This window comes from Rheinheimera texasensis DSM 17496 (genome assembly GCF_000711985.1).
Taxonomy (GTDB): Bacteria; Pseudomonadota; Gammaproteobacteria; order Enterobacterales; family Alteromonadaceae; genus Pararheinheimera; species Pararheinheimera texasensis.
The window spans coordinates 343843-366559 of record NZ_JONU01000008.1 but is presented as its reverse complement, the minus strand read 5'-3'; the positions used below and the strand labels follow the sequence as shown (position 1 = coordinate 366559).

At 53.1% G+C, this 22717-nt stretch carries 14 protein-coding genes and 1 tRNA gene; 9 read left to right on the top strand and 6 right to left on the bottom strand.

The features are described from left to right. Positions 1–77 precede the first annotated feature (77 nt). The 3 genes from Q399_RS0107560 to Q399_RS0107550 all read left to right on the top strand — a co-directional run bounded on the left by Q399_RS0107560 (position 78) and on the right by Q399_RS0107550 (position 5176). Positions 78–3407 (top strand): MHYT domain-containing protein, encoded by a 3330-nt coding sequence (locus Q399_RS0107560; RefSeq protein WP_106388975.1) that lies wholly within the window; start codon positions 78–80, stop codon positions 3405–3407. Further along, positions 3404–4387 (top strand): HD-GYP domain-containing protein, encoded by a 984-nt coding sequence (locus Q399_RS0107555; RefSeq protein WP_031567347.1) that lies wholly within the window; start codon positions 3404–3406, stop codon positions 4385–4387. Before Q399_RS0107560 ends, Q399_RS0107555 begins: the two co-directional genes overlap by 4 nt. A 78-nt stretch (positions 4388–4465) precedes the next feature. After that, positions 4466–5176: a hypothetical protein gene (locus Q399_RS0107550; protein ID WP_031567345.1), complete on the top strand. Its 711-nt coding sequence runs from the start codon at positions 4466–4468 to the stop codon at positions 5174–5176. A 3-nt stretch (positions 5177–5179) separates the two neighbouring features. Here Q399_RS0107550 and Q399_RS0107545 read toward each other — a convergent pair whose 3' ends face one another. The 5 genes from Q399_RS0107545 to hutH form a co-directional block, all read right to left on the bottom strand. Then, positions 5180–6607 (bottom strand): PepSY-associated TM helix domain-containing protein, encoded by a 1428-nt coding sequence (locus Q399_RS0107545; RefSeq protein WP_031567343.1) that lies wholly within the window; start codon positions 6605–6607, stop codon positions 5180–5182. Continuing rightward, positions 6607–8730 (bottom strand): TonB-dependent receptor, encoded by a 2124-nt coding sequence (locus Q399_RS0107540; RefSeq protein WP_084164198.1) that lies wholly within the window; start codon positions 8728–8730, stop codon positions 6607–6609. Before Q399_RS0107540 ends, Q399_RS0107545 begins: the two co-directional genes overlap by 1 nt. A gap of 104 nt (positions 8731–8834) precedes the next feature. Further along, positions 8835–10295 (bottom strand): molybdate ABC transporter ATP-binding protein ModF, encoded by a 1461-nt coding sequence (gene modF / locus Q399_RS0107535; RefSeq protein WP_031567335.1) that lies wholly within the window; start codon positions 10293–10295, stop codon positions 8835–8837. Positions 10296–10652: 357 nt separating this feature from the next. Next, the gene (locus Q399_RS0107525; protein ID WP_031567330.1) at positions 10653–12653 is read right to left on the bottom strand and encodes a urocanate hydratase; all 2001 of its coding nucleotides are present in this window, start codon (positions 12651–12653) and stop codon (positions 10653–10655) included. Between the two features lie 11 nt (positions 12654–12664). Further along, entirely contained in the window at positions 12665–14182 is a 1518-nt protein-coding gene (gene hutH, locus Q399_RS0107520; protein WP_031567328.1) for a histidine ammonia-lyase, read from the bottom strand. A gap of 139 nt (positions 14183–14321) precedes the next feature. Between hutH and Q399_RS0107515 the strand changes: the two genes are divergently transcribed. From Q399_RS0107515 to Q399_RS0107490, 6 genes are all read left to right on the top strand, one after another. Next, the gene (locus Q399_RS0107515) at positions 14322–15212 is read left to right on the top strand and encodes a LysR family transcriptional regulator (protein ID WP_031567325.1); all 891 of its coding nucleotides are present in this window, start codon (positions 14322–14324) and stop codon (positions 15210–15212) included. A 76-nt stretch (positions 15213–15288) separates the two neighbouring features. Then, the gene (locus Q399_RS0107510; protein WP_031567322.1) at positions 15289–16917 is read left to right on the top strand and encodes a methyl-accepting chemotaxis protein; all 1629 of its coding nucleotides are present in this window, start codon (positions 15289–15291) and stop codon (positions 16915–16917) included. Positions 16918–17007: 90 nt separating this feature from the next. Further along, positions 17008–18582: a methyl-accepting chemotaxis protein gene (locus Q399_RS0107505; RefSeq protein ID WP_031567320.1), complete on the top strand. Its 1575-nt coding sequence runs from the start codon at positions 17008–17010 to the stop codon at positions 18580–18582. Between the two features lie 384 nt (positions 18583–18966). After that, on the top strand, positions 18967–20082 hold the full coding sequence (locus Q399_RS0107500; RefSeq protein ID WP_157836253.1) for a phytanoyl-CoA dioxygenase family protein: 1116 nt from the start codon (positions 18967–18969) through the stop codon (positions 20080–20082). Then, positions 20075–21400 (top strand): flippase, encoded by a 1326-nt coding sequence (locus tag Q399_RS0107495; RefSeq protein ID WP_031567315.1) that lies wholly within the window; start codon positions 20075–20077, stop codon positions 21398–21400. The genes Q399_RS0107500 and Q399_RS0107495 overlap by 8 nt, the downstream gene beginning before the upstream one ends. Positions 21401–21508: 108 nt before the next feature. After that, positions 21509–22471 carry an endonuclease/exonuclease/phosphatase family protein gene (locus Q399_RS0107490; protein ID WP_031567313.1) on the top strand — a complete coding sequence of 321 codons (963 nt, stop codon included), beginning with the start codon at positions 21509–21511 and terminating at the stop codon, positions 22469–22471. Positions 22472–22540: 69 nt separating this feature from the next. On the opposite strand, the gene Q399_RS0107485 is transcribed toward Q399_RS0107490, so the two are convergent. Further along, positions 22541–22626 (bottom strand) — tRNA-Leu (locus tag Q399_RS0107485). Positions 22627–22717 lie beyond the last annotated feature (91 nt).

Sequence of the window (22717 nt, the reverse complement as noted above, 5' to 3'; positions counted from 1 at the left end):
TCCGTGGATGCACAGCCGCTGTGACATAATCAGGTCGTGGCGCTGACCACAACTCAATTCAGGCGGAGGTGCTGTCGTTGCAATGGCTTTTACAGTGGTTTGAATATCCGGCAGATCCGCTGCTGCTCAGTGGCAGCTACACGCCGGGTCTGGTGTTGCTATCTTTTGCTATCGCCGTGCTGGCCTCGGCCATGGCAATGCAGGTCACAGCGCAGGCCGTTAAAATCCAGCGCCGCAGTTACCGGATGCTGATGCTGGCCAGTGGCAGTGTCGCGCTTGGCGGTGGTGTCTGGTCGATGCATTTCATCGGTATGCTGGCGTTTGCCCTGTGTACAGAAGTCAGCTACAAACCCGGTCTGACGTTATTGTCGATGTTACCCAGTATCGCAGCGTCCTGGGTGGCGCTGGATCTCATCAGTAAAAAACGGCTGAGTCTGCCGCAATTATTATTGGGCGGTGTCTTAGTCGGCGCCGGCATCGGCACTATGCATTACGCCGGTATGGCCGCGATGGACATGGCCGTCGCGCTGCGCTACGACCTGCCGATGTTTTTGTTATCTATTCTGGTGGCTGTGGTGCTGGCCGTGCTGGCGCTGTGGGTGCGTTTTGGCTTAAAACGCCTGCGCATCTCCCCATTGTGGCTGACGATGATCGCCAGTCTGGTAATGGGCGGCGCTATTACCGGCATGCATTACACCGGCATGGCCGCAGCGCGGTTTGTACCGCCCCCCGGCTTTGTACCACTGGCACAAGCCGGTGAAACACCGCTGGTGCTGGCGATGGCCATTACCTTCACCACGCTGATGATTTGTGCACTGGTGGTCGCGGTCAATCTGCTACTGAAATTCCGCGACGCCAGCGAACGCGCCATGACGAACGAACGCCGGCTGATGGCGATGATGGATACCGCTGTTGACGGTATTGTGACTATCAACGCGCAAGGTTTAATCCTCAGTATGAATAAAGCCGCGGAGCAAATCCTCGGCTGGCAGCAGCAAGAATTGTTGGGCCAGAACGTGAATATCCTGACGCCGGGTACCATCCGTGCTGAACATGATTCTTACCTCGCGCGTTACCTCAATACCGGTGATGCAAAAATTATCGGCGTGGGCCGCGACGTCAATGCCGTGCACAAAGACGGTCGTCAGGTACCGGTCCGGCTGGCGATAGGCCATGTTCGCTTACCGGATGAAGATCTGTTTGTGGCCTTTATCACCGACCTGCGTGTCCGCCAGCAGATGGAACAGGCGCTGAAGGACAACGAAGCCAAATACCGCTCGCTGATCAGCAATATCCCCGGCGCCGCTTATCGTTGTCTGTTTAACGACAGCTGGGATATGTTGTTTTTAAGCGACGCCATCGAAGGCATTTCCGGCTATCCGGCCAGTGACTTTATGCTGCCGGACCGCAAACGCAGCTGGGTCGAAGTCATCCATCCGGACGATAGACCGTTGCTGCAAGACCCGGACACCTTTCGCCGGGTCTTTCATGTGGAGTATCGCATCGTGCATCGGGACGGTTCGCTGCGCTGGGCACTGGAGCAAGGTGAACCGGTGTTTGATGAGCTGGGCAATATCAAATGGCTGGACGGTTTTATCATGGATATCACGGTGCGCAAGCAGATGGAAACTGACCTGCGACTGGCCAAAGACAAAGCCGAACTGGCCGCCGAAGCGCGCGCCGCCTTTTTGGCCAATATGAGCCACGAGATCCGCACGCCGATGAACGCCATCATCGGTTTCAGTGACCTGTTACTTAGTTCTGCATTAGCGCCGGAGCAGAAAAAACATCTGTCGACTATTCATAGTTCTGCCCATTCCTTGCTGCATTTGCTGAACGATATTCTCGACAGCGCCAAACTGGAAAAAGGCAAACTGGAACTGGAGCTGCAGGACTTTTCGCTGCCGGCGGTGCTGGATAGCGTAGTGTCGACCTTATGGATCCAGGCGCGGAAAAAACAGCTGACACTCGAGCTGGAACTGGCTGCGGATTTAGGCGAATTTTACCTCGGCGCCGCCGACCGCTTGCGGCAAATTCTGACCAACCTGATTGGCAATGCAATTAAATTTACTGAACTCGGCGGCGTCACTGTTTCAGTGCGGCCGATGCCTGACGACATGGTGCAATTTGATATCCGCGACAGCGGCATTGGGATTGAACCACAACGACTGGAGCAGATTTTTGAAGCCTTCACTCAGGCCGATTCGTCGATGAGCCGGCGCTTTGGCGGCACCGGGCTTGGTACAACTATCAGCAAACAACTGGTGGAACTGATGGGAGGGCGGATTTGGGTGCAAAGCCAACCCGGTGTCGGCAGTACTTTCAGTTTTGTCATTCCGCTTATCCCTGGGCAAGCCCCGGCACAAAGCAGTTATGGCTCGCAGGCACCTGCCCTGCCGCCGCTGCGTGTTTTAATCGCCGATGATATTCCGCAAAATCTGGAATTGCTCGGCCTGTTATTGTCACGCGCCGGCCATCAGGTCTACAGCGCTACCGACGGGGCTGAAGCCGTTCTGCTTGCCAGACAACACCAACCGGACCTAATCCTGATGGATATTCAGATGCCGGTGCTGGATGGTCTTGGTGCTTGTCGTCAGCTGCGCCAATGGGAACAGGACACAGCACGTGATGTTATTCCAGTGATAGCACTGACCGCCAGTGTGCTGGATGAAGACAAAACCGCTGCGCAGCAGGCTGGTATGCAGGGTTTTGCCAGTAAACCGGTGGATTTCCCGGCACTTTGTTATGAAATGGCGCGGGTACTACAAATCGAGGTACAAGCGCCGTTGACTGACTTCAGTAGCACGACAGCTGGCAGCGAGCAGCTGATTAATGTTGGCAAAGCATTACAGCTGTGGGGCAGTTTTGGTCGTTATCTGCCATCGCTGCGCCAATTCCTCGACAAACAAGGTCTGGCCTTGCAACAGCTGCAGCTGGCACTGGAACAAAAAGATTTTGCTGTCATCCAACAAGTGGCGCATGCAGTCAAAGGTGTGGCCGGTAATCTGGCGCTGGAACCTTTAGCCAAAGTCTGCGCCGAACTGGAACAAGCCGGGCGGCAACAACAGCAGCAACGCTGCGCCGATCTGCTGCATAAAATTCTGCACTGCTGGCCACGTTTTGATGCTGAATATCAGCTGTTGCTACAACAGCAAGCGACCGAACAGGTGGCCTACACAGTACCCGCCAGCACCAGCGTGTTGGCAGAGATTTTAACGGCATTGCAAAGTGCGCTGGCACGCCACGAACTGGATGAGCAACGACTGACTGAGCTGGAAGCCTATCATGGCCCGTACCAGCAGGAAGTCGCGCAGATTTGTAGTCTCATCAACGATTTTGATTTCAGTAAAGCCCAGCAACAACTGCAACAGCTGTTGCCGCAACTGGCAGGTGGAGAGGAAGTATGACAGAGGATTTACCGGTCATTTTACTGGTCGACGATGAACCGACCAACCTGCGGGTATTGCGCACTGTGCTCAATGACCTGTACCGCCTGCTGTTTGCCAAAAATGGTCTGGAAGCGCTGCAACTGGCCGCTGAACACCAGCCGGATCTGGTGCTGCTCGATGTGATGATGCCAGGCATGACCGGTTTTGAAGTCTGTACTGCGCTTAAAGCCGATGCCCAAACCCGTCATATTCCGGTTATTTTTGTTACGGCGCTGCGCGATGAAATCGACGAAACCCAGGGTTTTGATGTCGGTGCCGTCGATTACATCACCAAACCCATAACGCCGGCAGTGGTGCGTGCCAGGGTCAAAACCCATCTGTCACTGGTGCAGGCGCAAGAGCTGAAAAAGACCCGGCTGCAGGTGATTCAAAGGCTGGGCCGCGCAGCCGAGTATCGCGACAATGAAACCGGCCTGCATATTCTGCGGATGAGTCATTTTTCTCAGGTCATAGCGCTCGCTTATGGTTTGAGCCCAAAACGGGCCGAAGATTTATTACATGCCGCGCCAATGCACGACATCGGCAAAATCGGCATCCGCGATGATATTTTATTAAAACCCGGCAAGCTGACCGACGAAGAGTTTAAAGAAATGCAGCGTCACCCGCTGATCGGCGCCGAGATCTTAGGTGACGCGGACTCGCATCTGCTGCAACTCGCGCAGCAAGTGGCGCTGTATCATCACGAAAAGTGGGACGGCACTGGTTATCCACATGGCCTTAAAGGCGAGGACATTCCGCTGGAAGCGCGCATTGTCGCGCTCTGTGACGTGTTCGACGCGCTGACCAGCACCCGACCTTATAAAAGTGCCTGGAGCATTGAAGACACTATGGCGCACCTGCAGGCACAAAAAGGCCGGCATTTTGACCCACAACTGGTGGATTTACTCGAACAGGAATTGCCGAAGATCCTGGAGATCAAGGCGCGCTGGGCTGAATAAATCTTCAGCAACAGGCTTGACCGGTTAAATTTATAACGATAACTTAACTATTACATTTGTAATAGTTAAGGAAAACTGATGCTAAAGCGGGTTCCCGTGCTGGCGCTGCTGTTGTGGCTCACTGGCTGCGCACACACACAAGTGCATTTATATGGCCGTTATTTGTCAGCAGAACAAACTGAACAACTGCGCAGCAGTTTGCAGGCACAAGGCTTTGCGGTGACTGTGAACGACCTGGCCTTTCCGGCACAGGTGCAGCAGAATACCCTGATCACTGGCCTGTTGATGGACAGACCCGCAGAAGCTGACCAGTTAAGGAATTTACTCGAACAACAAGGCTGGTCGGCACTTAGGGTTGAATCCATGGTGCATGGCAATCATTGGTATAGCGGCAATGCTATCGGGTTGTTTTTACTGCCCCCCGGCCAGACTGTGCAGCAAACCGCATCGCCAAAAGACTTCAGCTACCTCTATCAGGGCGCCGGCTGTGCCGGACCGGCCAGCATCGAACTTTTAGCCAATCAGCGTTTTCAGATCCGTATCGAAACCAGTCATAACCTCGACGCCGCCATGCTGCAAGGCCAGTGGCGGATCAGGCAATACCCTTATCTGGAGCTGCAGGCTGATGCCGATCCGAATTGGTTTTATTATCTGGAGATCAGCCAGGTACAAAGCGCGGATCAAATCAGCGCCATCAGCAAAATTGTTCTGACGCCCCTGCAAAGCTATCCGGCCTTTGCCGGTTGTATGTTTGAATATGGTGTGCGGCAAAGTCAAACCACGCCCTGAGCGTTAGCAATTTCGCAGAGGCCGCCACCAAAAAAACGCATACAACACCAACGCCAGCCATAACAGTGGAAATAGCAGTGCCAGCAGCAACAGACTCAGCTGCAGTATCCGTGGCAGGCGGTCCGTGCGCTGGCGCGGCGGTAACCAGCGCCCCGGCTGCCGACGTAACCACCATAGCCGCAGCCCAGCCGCAATAGCGCCGGTGGCGATAAGACAAAACAGCAGGTTCAGCAGTTGATTCAGCAGGCCATATTGCCGGCCCAGATGCGTCATCACGCCCCACTCCACTACTTTGGCCGCCAGTGAATAACGCTGCCAGCCAATATCATCCAGCACAGCGCCCGTGTTGGCATCGACATAAATCGTGCGTTGGCCTTCGGCTTTGTCCGGTACATAGCTGATTTTAAAAGGTGCTGTAGCATCAGAGGGATAAAAAATCCGCACTCCGGGGCCAAACTGCTCCGTTGGTAATAAAGCCAGCGCGGAGGTCAGCAATTCAATATCTGCAAGACCCTGCCGGATTTCAGACTGCGCCGGCACATGCTGGTGCTGCGCACTCCAGGGCTCTGCAGCACCTGTAACCATTGCTTCGTTCGCTGCTTCAGCGCGATGTTCCGCATGCGGATCAACCGCATTCACAGTATCAGGCAGATGAAAATTCGGTGACGGCGCTATCCAGTGCCAGGCCGGTCCTGCTTTGTGACTGAGTTCATGGCTCATGCTGGCAAACTGCTGGCCCCAGAAAATCGACCAGGGCAAACCTGTCAACACCAGGAAAGCCAGCAGCAAAGACGCTACCAGAGCAGGGATCGCATGCCAGTCGCGCCAATGCACTGAACCATCGGCACGTCGGCGCGGCCAGAGCACGCCGGCCAGTCGCCACTGTTTCGGACACCAGATCCAGGCACCGGTCAGCAGTAAAAACAGCGTCCAACACGACATCCACTCAATCAAATAACCACCCACCGCGCCGGCCAGCAGTTCGCCATGCAGGCGCCGCACCAGCGCCATCGGCGCACTGGCCGGATCTTCAATGGCATTGACCTTCAGCTGGTAAGGATCGAGATAAACAAGCCGGCTACCCTCTGTCGTTTCCAGCTGCCAGCGCACCGCCTGAGATGCTTCACGCGGCAACAGCACTTTGTCCAGCCGGGCGTCTGGATACTGCTCACGCAGAAAATCCTGCTGCTGTTGCAGCGTTGCCGCCGGTTGTCCGGACTGCGCTACCGCATATGCTTTGGCTTGCCACGCCTGGTCAAACTCACGGTCAAACAGGTAGATGCTGCCGGTCAGCAGCAACACCAACAGCACCGGCGCCACCATCAGCGCCGACCAGGCGTGCCAGAAAAACAAGGCCCGACGCTGACCGGCGCGCTGTGCGTCTTGGCTGGTTGCTGGCTGTGCTTTCGCCGATTGCGCTGTTGTCATCATTACCACTGCCAGTTCAGTTGCAGGCTGGCCTGACGCGGCTCACCCGGATAGACCACAAAGCCGTTACCGGACGCGGTGTAATAGCCCTGGTCCAGCAGATTGTTCAGCGCCAGTTGTGCCGACCACTGGCTGGCCTGATACGAGAAACCGGCGCCAATCAGGTTATAACCATCTAAGGTCCAGTCCGAGCCGGTCAACAAAGGCCGGCTACTGCTGTAGTTACCACGCAGATACGCTGACCACTGAGGGTTCAGCTGCCAGCTGGTGCTGAGGCTCAACTGATGCCGCGCCAGATCGCCTAAGGCAGCGCCCTGATCGCCGTCGTTACTGACAGTGACTTCCCCATCCATCCAGGCATAACCGGCCTGTACTGCGACGGCAGCAGTCACTTGCCATTTGCCTTCCAGTTCCACGCCATTGACCCGCTGTTCGCCGCTGTTCACGCTAAAATCCGGGTCGATTAAATCGGCGGTTAATGCGTTCAGCCGCTCTAGCCGGAACAGCGCGACACTGCCGTTGAAGTCGCCGGCCGCCAGCCGCAAGCCAATTTCCTGCTGCGCTGATTCTTCCGGTTTTAAAGCCGCACCGCTGCGGCTACGGGCTGCCGCACTGCTTTCCAGATCAAAGCCGGTGTTATGGCCGGCGAACAAAGTGAACTGGTCATTGAGCTGATAGGTCAGCCCCAGTTGCCAGATGGTGGACGACACCGGCACATAATCCGTCACTGCTTGCCAGCTGCCATTGCCGGCTTTGCTGTCGGTATAACGCACCGCACCAATCAGCTGTAGCTGCTCTGTCAGGCGCAGCTGGTCCTGCAGATACCAGGCATCGGAATCCAGGTTGTAAGCATTATCAAAAGCAAAATCTAACACCGGTGCGACGCGGTCGTACTGATACACCGGTTGCTGCACATGGATAGGCGCTAGCGAACCGGCGCGGATATTGGACTGGGTAAAACGGCCGCGCTCCCAGCTGCCTTCATAACCGAGCAGCAGCTGATGTTCGAAGCCGCCGGTGTTCAGTTTGCCGCTGAGATCCAACTGCGCGATGCTGTAATCATCATCCTCGCGGCCCTGGCGGCCATTGCGGCTAATCAGCTGCGGCGAGCCGGCGACCGGTGCGCGCAGGTTCACCTGCCCAAATACCGTATTAAATTGCTGATATTGCAGGCGTGGCGTCAGTGTCCAGTCGTCATTGAGGCGAACATCGGCCCAGTATTGCCACAAAGGTGCAAAAGATCGCAGGTTAGCAAAACCGGGTTCACCCAGTTGCAGGCTGCTGTCGAGCACGTCGGCATCCTGATCCGGTAACACCAGCGACACCGGCAAACCCGGATAACGCGTGGTTTCGCGGCTGACATATTCCGCCACCAGATGGCCGGTCACACGCTCGCCCAATGTATGTACCAGCGCCAGACCAAAATTATTACGGTCCATCGGCTGGCGGTCGACAAAAGTATCAGAACGTTCCAGCTCGCCGGTCAGCCGCAGGGCCACGTTTTGCGCGCTGGCATCACTTAGTTGCAGGCTGTGGTCAAAGTTCAGCGCTTTTTGGCTGAAACTGCCAAGACGGACCGAGGCACTGCCGCTTTGATCGGCGCCCGGCATTTTACTGACCAGGTTAATCACGCCGCCCACCGCCGACTGACCATACAACACACCGGACGGCCCTTTTAATACCTCCAGCCGTTCGATGCTGTTAAGCGCTGATGCATCCACATCTTCAAAATAACGCTGGCGCATGCCGTTGCGCATCTGGTCCGCCATAAAGCCGCGAATTTTCAGACTGAAGGACTGATAAGGCCCCACGCGGGAATATCCCGGGTTGGCACCCGGCACATCGCGTAACAAGTCACCAACCGACACCAGCCCCTGCGCCCGCAGGCTATCGACATCTAATAGCTGCACACTTTGTGGCAGCTCTTTCAGTAAAATGCCCGACTTGCTGCCAAAAGTGTCGGATTGTTTTTCGCCATAGACGGTCAGACGTTCTACCTGGGCTTCAAGGGCGCTGTCGTTTGCGGATAGCTCCGCAGCCTGCAGGCTGGCCACCGGCAATACAGCGGCGAGCAACAGGGCTAAACGAGTGCGTGGGAGGGATTGGGAAAAGTGGCAGGACTGCATCAAATATCACCATAAAATCAACAAGCTGGAATGGTGTTATTTTTTCATAAACAAATGCCGGGCCGGCTGTGACAAATTGTCGCAGTCTGGTAGCACAGAGCCGCTTACGCGACTGGCCGATCCGGCACTGGCGCCTGATAATCGGTCATCCGCAATACCCGATGAATACCATCGATTTTGTCCTCAGAGTGATGATTGACATATAACAAAGTTGATTCGCCGCTTTGCGCCAACACACTTAACAGCGCCAGCACTTTAAGCCGGTTCAGTTCGTCGAGGCCATTGCAGGGTTCATCTAAAATCAGCAGCGTTGGGTGTTTCACCATAGCCCGCACGATCAGCACCAGCCGCTGGTCACCAAAGGACAGCGACTGGAATGAGTCTTTGGCTTTGGCTTCGAGGCCAATTAACGCCAGCCATTGCTGCGCCAGTTGAATTTGTAGGGCTGACGGCTGGTCGTACAGGCCAATGCTGTCGTAAAAACCGGACAGTACTACATGCAATACCGGGCAACCGACGCGGTATTGCAGCTGCAGGCTATTCGATACCAGCCCGAGATGCTGTTTGATATCCCAGATGCTTTCGCCGTTGCCGCGCTGATAGCCAAACACTTGCAAATCGTTGGTGTAACAGTGTGAATTATCACCGCTTAGCATCTGCAATAAACAGGTTTTACCTGAACCATTCGGCCCGGTGATTTGCCAGTGTTCACCGCGCTGAATTTGCCAGTCGAGGCCCTGAAAAATCACTCTGTCACCATACTGCACTTTACCCTGACGCAAACGGACTAAGATCTGCTCGGCCAGTGCCGGCGTGAAACGATCACGGTCTTTGCCCGGCAATGGCCCCGGAGCTTGTTGCAACTGATTCAGTTGCGCCAGTTCCGCCAGTTCCAACGCGGTGATACCAGCGTCGGCCGATTGCCATTCGATCTCACCATGCGCCAGATACAGAATTTTTTGCGTAAAATCCGGCAGTTCACTAAGCCGGTTCAGGACCAGCACTAAAGTCATGCGTTGCTGCAAATCCGCTAACAGCTGCTGCAGCGCCGAACAAGCGTCGACATCGAGACCGTTAAAAGGCTCGTCCAGCACCAATAATTCTGGTTGTTGTAAAATCGCTTTGATTAATAATAACTTGCGGGTTTCACCGGTCGACAGCGCCAGAAAAGCTGTGTCGAGCCGTTGCTGCAAACGCAGCATGCTGGCGAGCTGCTGTAACTGCTGTTCCTGCGCGTCCGACCAATGCTGATGGTCGCGACAGATGATGTCCCGGGCGCTGCTCGGGTCCACCTCTACATCCAAAATATCGGCGTCGCCTTTGCGTCGCTCCGCTTCAATCAGTGCCTGTTGTTGTGCACTGCTGACCCAACTAATGCGTGCAGGTAACTCTGCATGACCTGCCAATAATTGCGCCTGCCCAGCCAACACCGCCGCCAACGCCGATTTACCACTGCCATTCGCGCCCACAATGGCACAGTGCTGGCCGGCAGAAAGCTGTAATTGTGAGACCTGCACCTGATGGCTCAGGCCCAATAAAAACCGGCATTGTTGAAAAATGAGCATTGGTACTTGTCGCCCGCGCTATCAAAAATCAGAAAAAGCCAGCTTACTTCGAAATGAACACGGACGGAATCTGACCTGATGGTCCAGCAGCTAAATTATCCTGCTTTGACAGTGGCAAGTTCACCGCAAGATCTTCAAATCTGCCCTATCCCTGAGCAGGTTGGTCTTTACACTGTCTTGTCCAAACGCGGTGCTGAGAGTTTGTTAATGCGATTCGAGGCAGCGCTGCGGCAAGTGCAGGCGCAACGTCCCCTGCAAATACGCTGAGTACAAGCCAGGCACAGTTTCAGCGGGTCGTCACATGACATAGACCCGCCTCCGCTGTAAGCCTTACTGGCGCAGACCAGTCTCAGTCAGTTAAAACGGCAACTGGTTCAGCAGTTCGTCGTCGACGCGGTTGGCCAGCGTCACCTGCAGTTTTGGTGTGCGCGCCATTTCACGGCGGATGGCAAAATCCGCCTCGTTGTTGCGCGCCCAGCTTCGCCGAGCGATACCGTTGTTGACATCAAAGAACAACATCGATTTTAAGCGCTTCGACGCTTCAGCTGAACCATCCAGCAACATGCCAAAACCGCCATTCATTACTTCGCCCCAGCCAACGCCGCCACCGTTGTGGATAGACACCCAGGTCGCACCACGGAAACTGTCGCCGATGACGTTGTGAATGGCCATGTCAGCGGTAAAACGGCTGCCGTCATAGATGTTGGAAGTTTCGCGGAACGGCGAGTCGGTGCCGCTGACGTCGTGATGGTCACGACCTAACACCACTGGGCCAATCTCGCCACGCGCGATGGCGTCGTTAAAGGCCTGGGCGATTTCAGCACGGCCCTGCGCGTCGGCATACAGAATGCGTGCTTGTGAACCGACCACCAGCTTGTTTTGCTTAGCGTCTAAAATCCAGCTGATGTTGTCCTGCATCTGCTGCTGAATTTCTTCCGGCGCTTCCAGCATCAGGCGCTGTAAAACTTCCGCCGCAATCGCATCGGTTTTGTCCAAATCTTCCGGTTTGCCCGAAGTACAAACCCAGCGGAACGGACCAAAGCCGTAGTCAAAACACATAGGGCCCAAGATATCCTGCACATAAGACGGATATTTAAAGTCGATGCCATTGTCAGACATCACATCGCCACCGGCACGTGAGGCTTCCAGTAAAAACGCATTGCCATAGTCAAAGAAATAAGTGCCTTTGGCGGTGTGTTTATTCACAATGGCCGCATGGCGCTTTAGTGTGTCTTGCACTTTGGTTTTAAACAGCCCGGGTTCTTCACGGATCAAGCGGTTGGCTTCATCGTATGATACGCCAACCGGGTAATAGCCGCCCGACCATGGGTTATGCAAAGATGTCTGATCTGAGCCTAAATGCACAAAAATATCCTCAGCATCAAAGGCTTCCCACACGTCGACCACGTTGCCAATATAAGCAATAGACACCACCTCCTGCTGCGCTTGTGCTTGTTTGACGCGATTAATCAGCGCCGGCATATTGTCGATGAGTTCATCAACCCAACCCTGCTGATGGCGTTTGGTCGCCGCTTTTGGGTTTACTTCAGCGCAAACGGTAATGCAATTGGCGATGTTGCCGGCTTTAGGCTGAGCGCCGCTCATGCCACCTAAACCTGCAGTTAAAAAGATTTTGCCTTTGGGCGTATCGCCTTTTACCAGCACTTTTCGAAACGCATTCATCACTGTGATGGTGGTGCCATGCACTATGCCCTGCGGGCCGATGTACATAAAAGAACCGGCCGTCATCTGACCGTATTGGGTGACACCTAACGCATTAAAGCGCTCCCAGTCGTCTGGCCTGGAATAATTCGGGATCATCATACCGTTGGTCACCACCACTCGCGGCGCTTCGACAGATGATGGGAACAAGCCCATTGGGTGACCGGAATACATATGCAGCGTTTGATCTTCAGCCATTTCACTTAAGTATTTCATCGTTAAGCGATATTGCGCCCAGTTTTGGAACACTGCGCCATTGCCACCGTAAGTGATCAGTTCTTCCGGATGCTGTGCTACTGCCGGGTCTAAGTTGTTGTCAATCATCAGCATAATAGCGGCGGCCTGCTGGCAGTTAGCCGGATAGTCGCTGATCGGCCGCGCTTTAATGGCGTATTCCGGCTTAAAGCGATACATGTAAATGCGGCCAAAGTCATTCAGCTCTTTGGCAAATTCAACCGCGAGTTCAGCGTGCCATTCTTTTGGGAAATAACGCAGCGCATTACGTACCGCCAGCTGCTTTTCCGCTTTGGTTAAAATGTCTTTGCGCTTTGGCGCACGGTTGGCGTCCGCCGGATAAGGCTTGGCTGCAGGTAAAGTGGCCGGAATACCTTGTTTAATCTGGTCCTGAAAATTCATGGCGATTTCCTTTATGAGTTCAGCGCAAAGTTAACGTGGAAGGCCTGGCTACGGACCAGCTTGATCATCGCATCAATATCCGGCTTCAACAGGCGGTCTTCTTCCAGCTTGGCGACTTTGGCGCGGATAATCGCATGATTTTCTTCGATTAAATCAGAGCATTTGTTCGGCCGGCGGAACTCGATGGCCTGGGCGGCATACATCAGTTCAATGGCTAATATCTTCTCTAAGTTGCCGAGGATTTGATTCAGTTTACGGCCAGAGATACTGCCCATCGACACATGGTCTTCCTGGCCCATCGAGGTTGGTACGCTGTCGGCAGAAGGCGGGAAACACAAAGATTTGTTTTCAGTCACCAGTGCCGCCGTGGTGTATTGCGGGATCATCATGCCGGAGTTGAGGCCACCGGCTTTGGTCAGCAGGCGCGGCAAACCGTGCAGGCCTTCCAGCAACAGATAACAACGGCGGTCAGAAATATTGCCAAGTTCGGCGGCGGCAATCGAGGTGTAATCCAGCACCATCGCCAGCGGCTGGCCGTGGAAACCACCACCGGATAATGCTTCTTCCGAGCTGATGACAATAGGGTTGTCGGTGACTGAGTTCATCTCAATCTCAACCAGCTGTTTTAAATGGTTAAAGGCGTTGCGCGATGCGCCATGCACCTGCGGGATACAACGCAGCGAATACGGGTCCTGCACGCGGGCACAGCCGGTGTGCGACGCCATATTTTGTGAGTCTTTAAACAGCCGGCGCATCCGCGCGGCCACTTCGATATTGCCTGGGAAAGGCCGGATTTCGTGCAGTTCAGGCCGAAACGGTGAACCACTGCCCTGCATACCTTCGATGCTCATAGCGCCCGCCACATCGGCTAAATCCAGCAAATACTGCATTTTGGTCAGCGCTGTGATGCCATGCGACAAAATAAACTGAGTGCCGTTAATCAGGCCTAAGCCTTCTTTGGCCTGCAATTCCAGTGGAGTTAAACCATGCTCGACTAACGCTTGCGCTGCCGGAATGATGTCTTTGCTGTCGCCTTTGGCCCAGAATTCGCCTTCGCCGATTAATGGCAGGAATAAATGTGACAACGGCGCCAAATCCCCGGATGCACCCACTGAACCTTGCTCCGGCACTACCGGGATCAGATCCAGCTCGATAAATTTCAGCATACGCTCAACGACTTCAAGCCGCACACCGGAAAAGCCCTGGCTCAGAGCGTGCACTTTAGTGATCAGCATTAATTTGGAAATGGCTTTGGCAATAGGTTCACCGACGCCAACGGCATGAGTGATTAGCAGGTTTTTCTGTAATAACGCGGTTTCGGCCGGCGAAATTTGCGTGTCACACAAAGGGCCAAAACCAGTGTTGATACCATAAATGGCTTTGTCGGATGCCGCCATCACATCGACACAAGCGCGGCTTTGGTTGATTTTCGCCACTGCAGCTTCGCTTAACAGTGCCGGGATGCGGCCGCTGGCGATGCCGTTGACTGTGTCTAAATCCAGCCGATCGATACCATAATGAAATGCCATCTTAAACTCCATAAATTGGTGCAACTGCTGCTGCCGGCCAGGCAGCGGATGAACAGATGCTAGCTTGCGCCTGATGTTTTATAAATACATAATAATCGTATCTTATTCCGAATTTATCGAACTAAAAGGCCGCAAACTAATGCAGGTACAGGACGTCGATTTACGTTTGTTGCGGATATTTGTCACTATCGTCGAATGTGGCGGTCTATCAGCGGCCGAGTCACGGTTAAATATCGGCCGCTCGACCATCAGCACCCATTTGTCAGATTTGGAAATAAGGCTTGGCCTCAAGCTATGTAAACGCGGCCGTAGCGGCTTTGAACTGACCGACGCCGGTCGCATCACCTATCAGGCATCATTAGAATTACTGCAGCAATGTGAGACTTTTGCCAGCACAGTCGCAGGTTCTAAACATCAGCTCTCCGGCCGCGTCACTATTGCCATTATCGATACCCTGGTCAGCGACCCACGCTGCGGTGTGGCACAGGCAATAGCGAGGCTTAAAGCCAGAAGCAGCAACCTGCAGTTTGAGATTTATGTCTGTGAAGCGCGTGAAGTAGAAACGTCTGTGGCGAACGGCCGTTCGTTGGTCGGCATCGGTGTCAGCCGCCATCAGATCCGCGGCTTGGATTATGTGCCGCTGCACAACGAAACCAACTATTTATACTGCGGTAAAGGCCATCCGCTATTTGACTGTGAAGCAAATAAAATCAGTGAGTTACTGCCACAAGCTGAAGTTATTACCAGCAACTACCTGCGCGACAAAGACAGCCGCAACGACGGCCTGAACTATCAAAACAGCGCCAGCGCCTATCACGATGAAGGCATCGCCCATCTGATTTTATCCGGCCAGTTTATCGGTTATTTGCCCGAACACTATGCCAGTTACTGGGTCGACAAAGGCCTGTTCCGCGCCATTATGCCCGAGAAATACTGCTATCAAATCCCGGTCATGCTGATCACCTCAAAAAGCAACAGCACATCGCCGCTGGCGCAGGCGACAATTAACGAAATTCGGAACAGCCACTGATCCAGACCATTGCACCAAACGTAACTTATTTTTTACGGCACAGTAGTCGCTCGATAACTTCAAAGCAGGTGCAATAATGACGGTAGTGAAGCAACTGTATTCCGGCTTCAGCATGCTGTTAGTGATCATGCTGGGCATCACTTTATTTGGTTTGTTTAAAATCAGCATCGCCGATGCCAATTTGACGCAGCTATCTGAACAAACAGCGGTGGAACAACGCCAGGCGATTAACTTTCGCGGCAGTGTGCACGACAGAGCCATTTCAATCCGGGACGCCGTTCTGGTGCAGGAAGCCGGTCAGTCGCAAACCCATCAAAGCGACATCAAGCGGTTAGACCAATTTTATCAACAGGCCGCTGCGACCCTCGACACTATGTACAGCAAAGTGCCGCACAGCGCCGAAGAAGTAAGGCTGCTGCAGCTGATTAAAGAAATTGAGCTGTCAACGCAGCAAGTCACCGCCAATCTGTTACAGATGGTCAACAGCGGCCGACAGCAGCAGGCGACAGATTATTTATTGACCACTGTTTCTCCATCCTACAGCGAATGGCTGAAACGGATTAATAAACTCATCGACTATCAGGAAGCAGCGATTCAGCAACAGGTCGCGGCGGCCCGCGACCAGACCAACAGCTTTCAATGGATCATGCTGACCGTGACAGCCATTGCCATCATCATTGGTGCTTTTGTCGCTTTCAGCACCGTCAGCCGGCTGAAAAACATGGTCGGTGGTGAACCTGAATATGCAGTGCAGGTGCTGCGACAGATTGCTTCCGGTGATTTAACAGTGCAGGTACGGGTATCTGCTTCAGACAGTATTCTAAGCGCTGTCAAAGATTTAACTGACCACATGTCCGGCATTACCAGAGATTCGATTGCGGTTGCCAGTCAGTTATCAGCCGCCTCAAAAGCCTTATTGTCGACAGCACAATACAATGAAGAGCTGATCAGTCAGCAGAAACAGGCCACTGCTCAGGGTGCAACCGCAGTAGATCAGATGTCTTCGACAGTAGCGGCAGTGACAAGTCACACCAGCGATGCCGCCGGCATGGCACAAACAGCGATGAACGAATTTACTGCTGGCCAGGCTGAAGTCGGCAAAACCCAATCGAGTATCAATGCCTTAGCAGAAAAAGTAAGCGAAGCGGCCGTTGTTATCCATCATTTATCGCAAGACAGCCGCCAGATTGGTTCAGTACTGGAAGTGATCCAGGGTATTGCCGAGCAAACCAATTTATTGGCATTAAACGCGGCCATTGAAGCGGCCAGAGCCGGCGAACAAGGCCGGGGCTTCGCTGTGGTGGCCGACGAAGTGCGTAATCTGGCACGGCGCACGCAAGAATCAACCCGCCAAATCCAGGCCGTGATAGAAAAAATGCAAAGCAGTTCGGTCAATTCGGTCGCGGTAATGGCCCAAGGCAAAGCTCAGGCCGATAATAGTGTCGAACAGGCGCAAAAAGCCGGCGACTCACTGAATGCCATCAATGTGTCGGTCCGTCAAATCAGTCAGATGAATCTGCAGATCGCCACTGCCGCAGAGCAACAATCCGCAGTGGCAACAGAAATCAGCCGCCACTTCAGCCACATCACCCGATCTGCCGTTCTGGTCGAGGAACAGGCCAGCGCCATCACGGTGTCCAGTCAACAACTGGAAGATCTGGCCATCAGCCTGGAGCAAAAAGTGAAGAAGTTTAAAACGGCATAAAACGAGCCGGCTTGCGGTAAGCAAGCCAGATAAAATGCAAGCACGCAGGCCCTGCGCCAACGCCTGCCCCAACCTAACGGAGTTCCATCTATGTTAGTAGCGATAGAGAATCTGAGTATTCGCGTCAAGCTGTTGGCTGGTTTTGGTCTGGTGTTGATGATTTTATTATTCGTTTCCGTCACCAGCTATTTGTCGCTGGAGAGCCTGAGTGCCAGATTTGAGCTCAACAATAAAGTGAGCGAAGCCAACTTATTGATCAGTGAGGCCCGTCAGCAGGAAAAAAACTTTCTGCTACGTGGCGATACCAAATATTATCAGGCCGCGCAGGAACTGAGCAGCAGAGCTAAACAACAAGGCGAAGCAAGCCTGGCGTTGTTCAGTACGCAGGAAAGTGCAACGCTGATGCGGGGAATGCTCACTGAGCTCAACGACTATCAACAGCTGCTGACCCAGCTGAAAGACGCCCGCAGCGAGAATCGCACTACAGACATTGCAGCACTGGAACAGCAAATGACCACAGCGGCCAGGGCTGCCGATCAGGCCGGCACCAAATCAGTCGAACGCCAGCTGGAAGCGATGAGAAGTGAAGTGGCTGGTAAAGAGCGCCTGATTATCATCTGTGCCGCAGCGGCGCTGGTGATTGGCCTGATGGCGGCGCTGATCATCACGCAAATGGTGGTGACACCCATCCAGCAGGTGGTGCGGGTAGCAGAGAATATCGCGGCTGGCGACCTGACGAGTGACTTACCCACATATCGGCGGGATGAACCGGGCCAACTGATGCGTTCAATGCAACAAATGAGCATCAACCTACGCAGCCTGATTCAGAATCTGACCATGGGTATCGCACAGCTGGCGGCAGCCACTGAAGAAATGGCGGCGATTTCAGCGCAAAATTCAGCCGGCGTGCGCCAGCAACAGGAAGAAACCGAACAGGTGGCCACAGCAATGAACGAAATGGTGGCGACTGTGCAGGATGTTGCACAAAGCGCCGAGGCCGCTTCCGGCAGTGCCACTGAATCAGCACAACAAGCCAGCCAGGGCTCACAGGTCGTTGGCCAGACCACGAGTCAAATCAAAGCACTGGCACATGAAGTAACAACCTCTGTACAGGCTATTGTCGAGTTAAAAGATCAGAGTAACAGTATCGGTGCCGTCCTGGACGTGATTAAAAGCATCGCCGACCAGACTAATTTGCTGGCCTTGAATGCGGCCATTGAAGCCGCCAGAGCCGGCGAAGCGGGCCGCGGCTTCTCCGTGGTTGCAGATGAAGTGCGCGCCCTGGCGAAGCGGACTCAGCAGTCAACCGGTCAGATTGAGCAGTTGATCAGCACGTTACAATACAAAGCAGAAACTGCAGTCGGCAACATGCAAAAGAGCGCAGGCCTGGCGGAACAGACGCTGTGCAGCGCTGATAGTGCGGCTGAAGCCATCACGTCAATTGAACGGGCAATCGACACAATTCAATCAATGAATCAACAAATCGCCGCTGCCGCGATGCAGCAGGCCACAGTAGCAGAGCAAATTAACCGCAGCATTTTCAGCATTCGTGACGTCGCGGAACAATCCGCGATCGGCAGCCGGCAAACTGCCGCCGCCAGCACAGACCTGAGCCGGCTCGGCAATGAACTGCAAATGATGGCCGCACGCTTTAAAGTGGCCTGAGAGTGGCTCCGCAAAGCTGTCGCCCGCTTCTGCTATCTACGTAAGCTTTAAGATGCAAATCTCAGCTTTCTGTTCTTGCGTCAGTAAGCTGAATGGAGCCGCATCTCGTTGCGTTCGGCAAAAGGGTCCAGGCATAAATGGCATCGTACAGTCATTTATGCCTGTTAAATCGGTGGTAACCCGACAACAATGATGCCCACATCTGAATCATATAACCAACACGCAGTGCATACGCCTCCTGGCTGGCTTAAACAAAGCTTGAATCCGCTAATCACTGTCAATAAACTTGCCGGAATTGATCATCAGGTAAGTAAAATCAAATTGAATCTGCATGCAATCCGGCAAAAGTTATACAGAACGCCTTTTTATCTGTGGCTGAGCGCCATGCGTCGATACAGGGCCAACAAGGCGGTCTTCCAATCGATAAAACCACTGCCGGGCGAGCTAAGTTATTTTTCGGTCAGTCAGCAGCAAATAATCCCTGAGTCCGCCGCACTTGCCGCTATACAGCAAGGTGACGTTATCATAGTCCGGCAGCTAATCGATAAGCTCGGTTTACAGCAAGATTTTACTCAGCTGAGCCAGCAATATTTTGCCTGTGATGTCGCAGATCTGAGCCAGATCCATCTGAAGCAAACAGTGCATGACATAGTCCGGCAAGCCCGGGTCGCCCGAAGCTCACCTCTGAGCTTACAGCTGCAAAGCAGCATTATGCACCGGCTGCTTTCCCCTCATACCCGGCAAATGTACCTGGAATTGCAACCAAACATCCGTCTGCATTTGCCCTATGCTTTTGTTAAAGATCATGAAGCTTACATCGAACAACAAATTGGCCGCGGTAAGCTCAATCCACACGGCCAGCATAAAGATTCCTGGCGGGGTCATCCAAAAAATACCATTAACGTCTGGCTGGCACTGACAGAAGCCAATGCACAAAATGGTATGGGCATTTTACTGCATTCATTAGATTACCATCCGAAACACGACCCGGACGGCCAGGAGATCCAGCCTGGTGTCAAAACATACCCGAGTCAGCACTACGTGACAGATCTGCAGGCCGGCGATGCAGTGATTTTCTGTGCAGAGTTATTGCATGGTTCTGTGATCAATCAGTCTGGCCAGACCCGGGTGGCACTGAGTATGCGCTGTGCGGTGGAAAAGCCGCAGTTCCACCAAAAGTATCGTTATAACTACATTGGCGTTGAGCATGGCCGCTTTAATAATCTGACCCTGGCCAAATCCTTCGCACCAGCCTTATTTGTACCAGAATCAACCGCCACCACTTTCGCTGCAGCTGAACAAAAAGGTTCTTCATTACAACCGACTTATATTGACCACGAACGCATTGATGTAATGGTCGAAGGCCAGCTGAAGCAATTTCCACGCTATTGTCCACATGCCGGTGCCGACCTGGCATTAGGTGAATTGTCAGCTGACGGCAATCACCTGATTTGTCCGGCACATCGTCTGTGTGTAAAACCCAGGAAATGTCTTGCCTGAGATCTGGCAGCGCTGGTCTGGCCGGACTAGCCTCGGGCGACACTTTGTGCTGTTGCTGGCTGAGCGTGGCATACAACTGTTAGTAACTTTATTACTCAGCAGCATACTTGCCCGGCAGCTCGGCGCAGCAGAGTTTGGTCATTTTCATTATCTGTTGTCGTTATTAACTTTTGCAGTTCCCTTGTACTCCCTGGGTTTAGCCCGGATCCTGGTACGGGAACTGACGGTGACAGATCGACCGCGCAGTCTGCTTTACAGTGCCATGCAGGCCCGTTTCTTCGCTGGTTTTGCTGTGGCATTGACCGGGGGATTGTGTTTTCTGCTGTTAGAGAGTCAGGCAAGGTTAAGCCTGCTATTTGCGTTGCTTCTGGGGGCGCAGATCTTTTATGCCTTTGATGTGTATCAGTTTTGGTTTCAACAACAAAACATGCACAGCTATCTGGCCGGCTACCGGCTGCTCACGACACTGCTTTTTGCAGCAGCCAAAATCGCCACAGCACTGCTGCTACCCTCTCTGGATGTGATTGTGCTGCTACATGCCTGCGAATTGATTGCAATTCCTGCGCTGTATCGATGGTTGTTTCTGCATCACGCCAAGGCCAAACTATTGCCGGATGTGGAAAAATTTGATTTTGCGCAGCTCAAACCGGTACTCCGACAGTCATTTTATCTGGTCGCTTCCGGTTTTGCCGCAGTCCTGTATTTACGGTTGGACATCGTGATGCTGACACAGATGCAAGGCGCTGAGTCCGCCGGTATCTATGCGGCAGCTACCAAATTATCAGAACTCTGGTATACGGTGCCGGCATTGCTGTTTATGGTTGCTGCGCCACGCCTGTTGTTGTTGCATCACCAACAAAGTGACCTCTATCAGCTCAGGCTCAAGCAATTGTTGGCATTGGTGTTTTATCTGGCGCTCCTGTTTGCTGTGTTTATCAGCTTCAGCGCCGATTGGCTAATCCATCTGCTATATGGTGAAGGCTTTCAGCTGGCAGCGACGATCCTGGTTTGCCATGTCTGGTCAGGTGTGTTTGTGGCGTGGCGGGAGGGCCTGAGTCAATGGCTGGTTGCCGAACGCTTTGCCCAATTCAGCCTGGTCAGCCATCTAAGCGGGGCTTGTGTCAATATTGTGCTGAACTTATGGTGGATCCCGCAATATGGCGCTGTCGGGGCAGCATGGGCAACAGTCGTCGCTTTTTTCGTCTCTGGTTTTGTTTGCCTGTGGTTTCAGGCTAAAACCCGCCTCGTGGCAAAACTGATGCTGGCGTCTCTGCTCTATCCGTTGCAGCTAGTGAAAAAGCGCTCTATCAAAGACTGACCCGGCGGCTAACAGACACAGTCCCCCTGAATCACAAAAAACAACGCTTGACTGGCAAATCCTCAATTGTCATCTATCGTTTTCCTAAAGAGGAAACATGGACAATTTATGGACTACGCCAATTTATCTGCAGATACCGCCAGCCGGTTAAAGCTTTTAATCGACCGGATAGATGCAGCAAAAATTCCGGCATCCAAACTTGATGTCAGTTTAAATATCGCAACCTGGAATATCCGCGATTTCGGTAAGACGCCGCGCACTGATGACGCCATTTTGTTTATCGCGCAAATACTCTATCAATTTGATCTAATTGCAATTACAGAGTTACGCGACGACGTCCAAGAACTTAAAAGAGTATTACAACGCTTAGGGCCCCACTGGAAGTTTGTCATGAGCGACTGGCAGGCCGATGCCGGCGGCAATTGGGAGCGTACTGCATATCTCTATGACAAACGGATGGTAGCTTTTACCGGTTTGGCCGCAGAAGCACAGCCAAACCGCAATAAAATTGGCGCCGAATACATCAGCCAGCAGTCGTGGTGGCGCTCGCCATATATTGCATCCTTCCAGGCCGGCAGCTTTGATTTCATTATGGTCGCAATGCACGCCCGGTGGGGAGACGAAGCTGGTCGTATTAAAGAACTACAAAGCTTTGGTGATTGGATTTCCAGTCGATGGGACGATAGCGCGGATAAAGTGTTTGATCAGGACATCATTGTTGTCGGAGATTTTAATATCCCCAAAATTGGTGACAAATTTTACCAAGCACTGACAGTGAACAGTAAGCTGAAAATGCCTAAAGCTCTTGAATCCATTCACGACACAGCTGTAAGCCCAGGGCATAAAAGGTACGACCAAATACTGCACCGGGCTAAAGGTGCTTTTAGTTACTCAGGCAAAGGCGGGATTATTGATTTTTCAAGCAATGGGTTGATGGAAGCCTTGTTTAAAGGCACTGGCATCGCAAAAAATAAACTAACCTGGCAGTTGAGCGATCATTTCCCATTATGGGTTCAAATTAAAACTGATAATGATGTAGCACGACTGGATAGCATTATCCAGCAAGGATAGTCAGATTCATGAAAACCAATATGCAAAGCCGAAGTTCAAGTGTTTGATATAATACGAATTTACTGTATTTGGTGCCTAGGGTCGGACTCGAACCGACACGATTATTCATCGGCGGATTTTGAATCCGCTGCGTCTACCGATTTCGCCACCTAGGCATTCAGGGGGATCTTGCTGGGGTAAACATCCGCATTATACAAAGCCGCCCCGCCCCTGCAAGTAAAATCTCAGTCCTGACAATCAATTGCA

Coding starts and splice junctions, on each gene's coding strand:
- Q399_RS0107555 (WP_031567347.1), top strand. CDS start 3,404: ATGACAGAGGATTTACCGGTCATTTTACTGGTCGACGATGAACCGACC.
- Q399_RS0107550 (WP_031567345.1), top strand. CDS start 4,466: ATGCTAAAGCGGGTTCCCGTGCTGGCGCTGCTGTTGTGGCTCACTGGC.
- Q399_RS0107545 (WP_031567343.1), bottom strand. CDS start 6,607: ATGATGACAACAGCGCAATCGGCGAAAGCACAGCCAGCAACCAGCCAA.
- Q399_RS0107540 (WP_084164198.1), bottom strand. CDS start 8,730: ATGCAGTCCTGCCACTTTTCCCAATCCCTCCCACGCACTCGTTTAGCC.
- modF (WP_031567335.1), bottom strand. CDS start 10,295: ATGCTCATTTTTCAACAATGCCGGTTTTTATTGGGCCTGAGCCATCAG.
- Q399_RS0107525 (WP_031567330.1), bottom strand. CDS start 12,653: ATGAATTTTCAGGACCAGATTAAACAAGGTATTCCGGCCACTTTACCT.
- hutH (WP_031567328.1), bottom strand. CDS start 14,182: ATGGCATTTCATTATGGTATCGATCGGCTGGATTTAGACACAGTCAAC.
- Q399_RS0107515 (WP_031567325.1), top strand. CDS start 14,322: ATGCAGGTACAGGACGTCGATTTACGTTTGTTGCGGATATTTGTCACT.
- Q399_RS0107510 (WP_031567322.1), top strand. CDS start 15,289: ATGACGGTAGTGAAGCAACTGTATTCCGGCTTCAGCATGCTGTTAGTG.
- Q399_RS0107505 (WP_031567320.1), top strand. CDS start 17,008: ATGTTAGTAGCGATAGAGAATCTGAGTATTCGCGTCAAGCTGTTGGCT.
- Q399_RS0107500 (WP_157836253.1), top strand. CDS start 18,967: ATGCGTCGATACAGGGCCAACAAGGCGGTCTTCCAATCGATAAAACCA.
- Q399_RS0107490 (WP_031567313.1), top strand. CDS start 21,509: ATGGACTACGCCAATTTATCTGCAGATACCGCCAGCCGGTTAAAGCTT.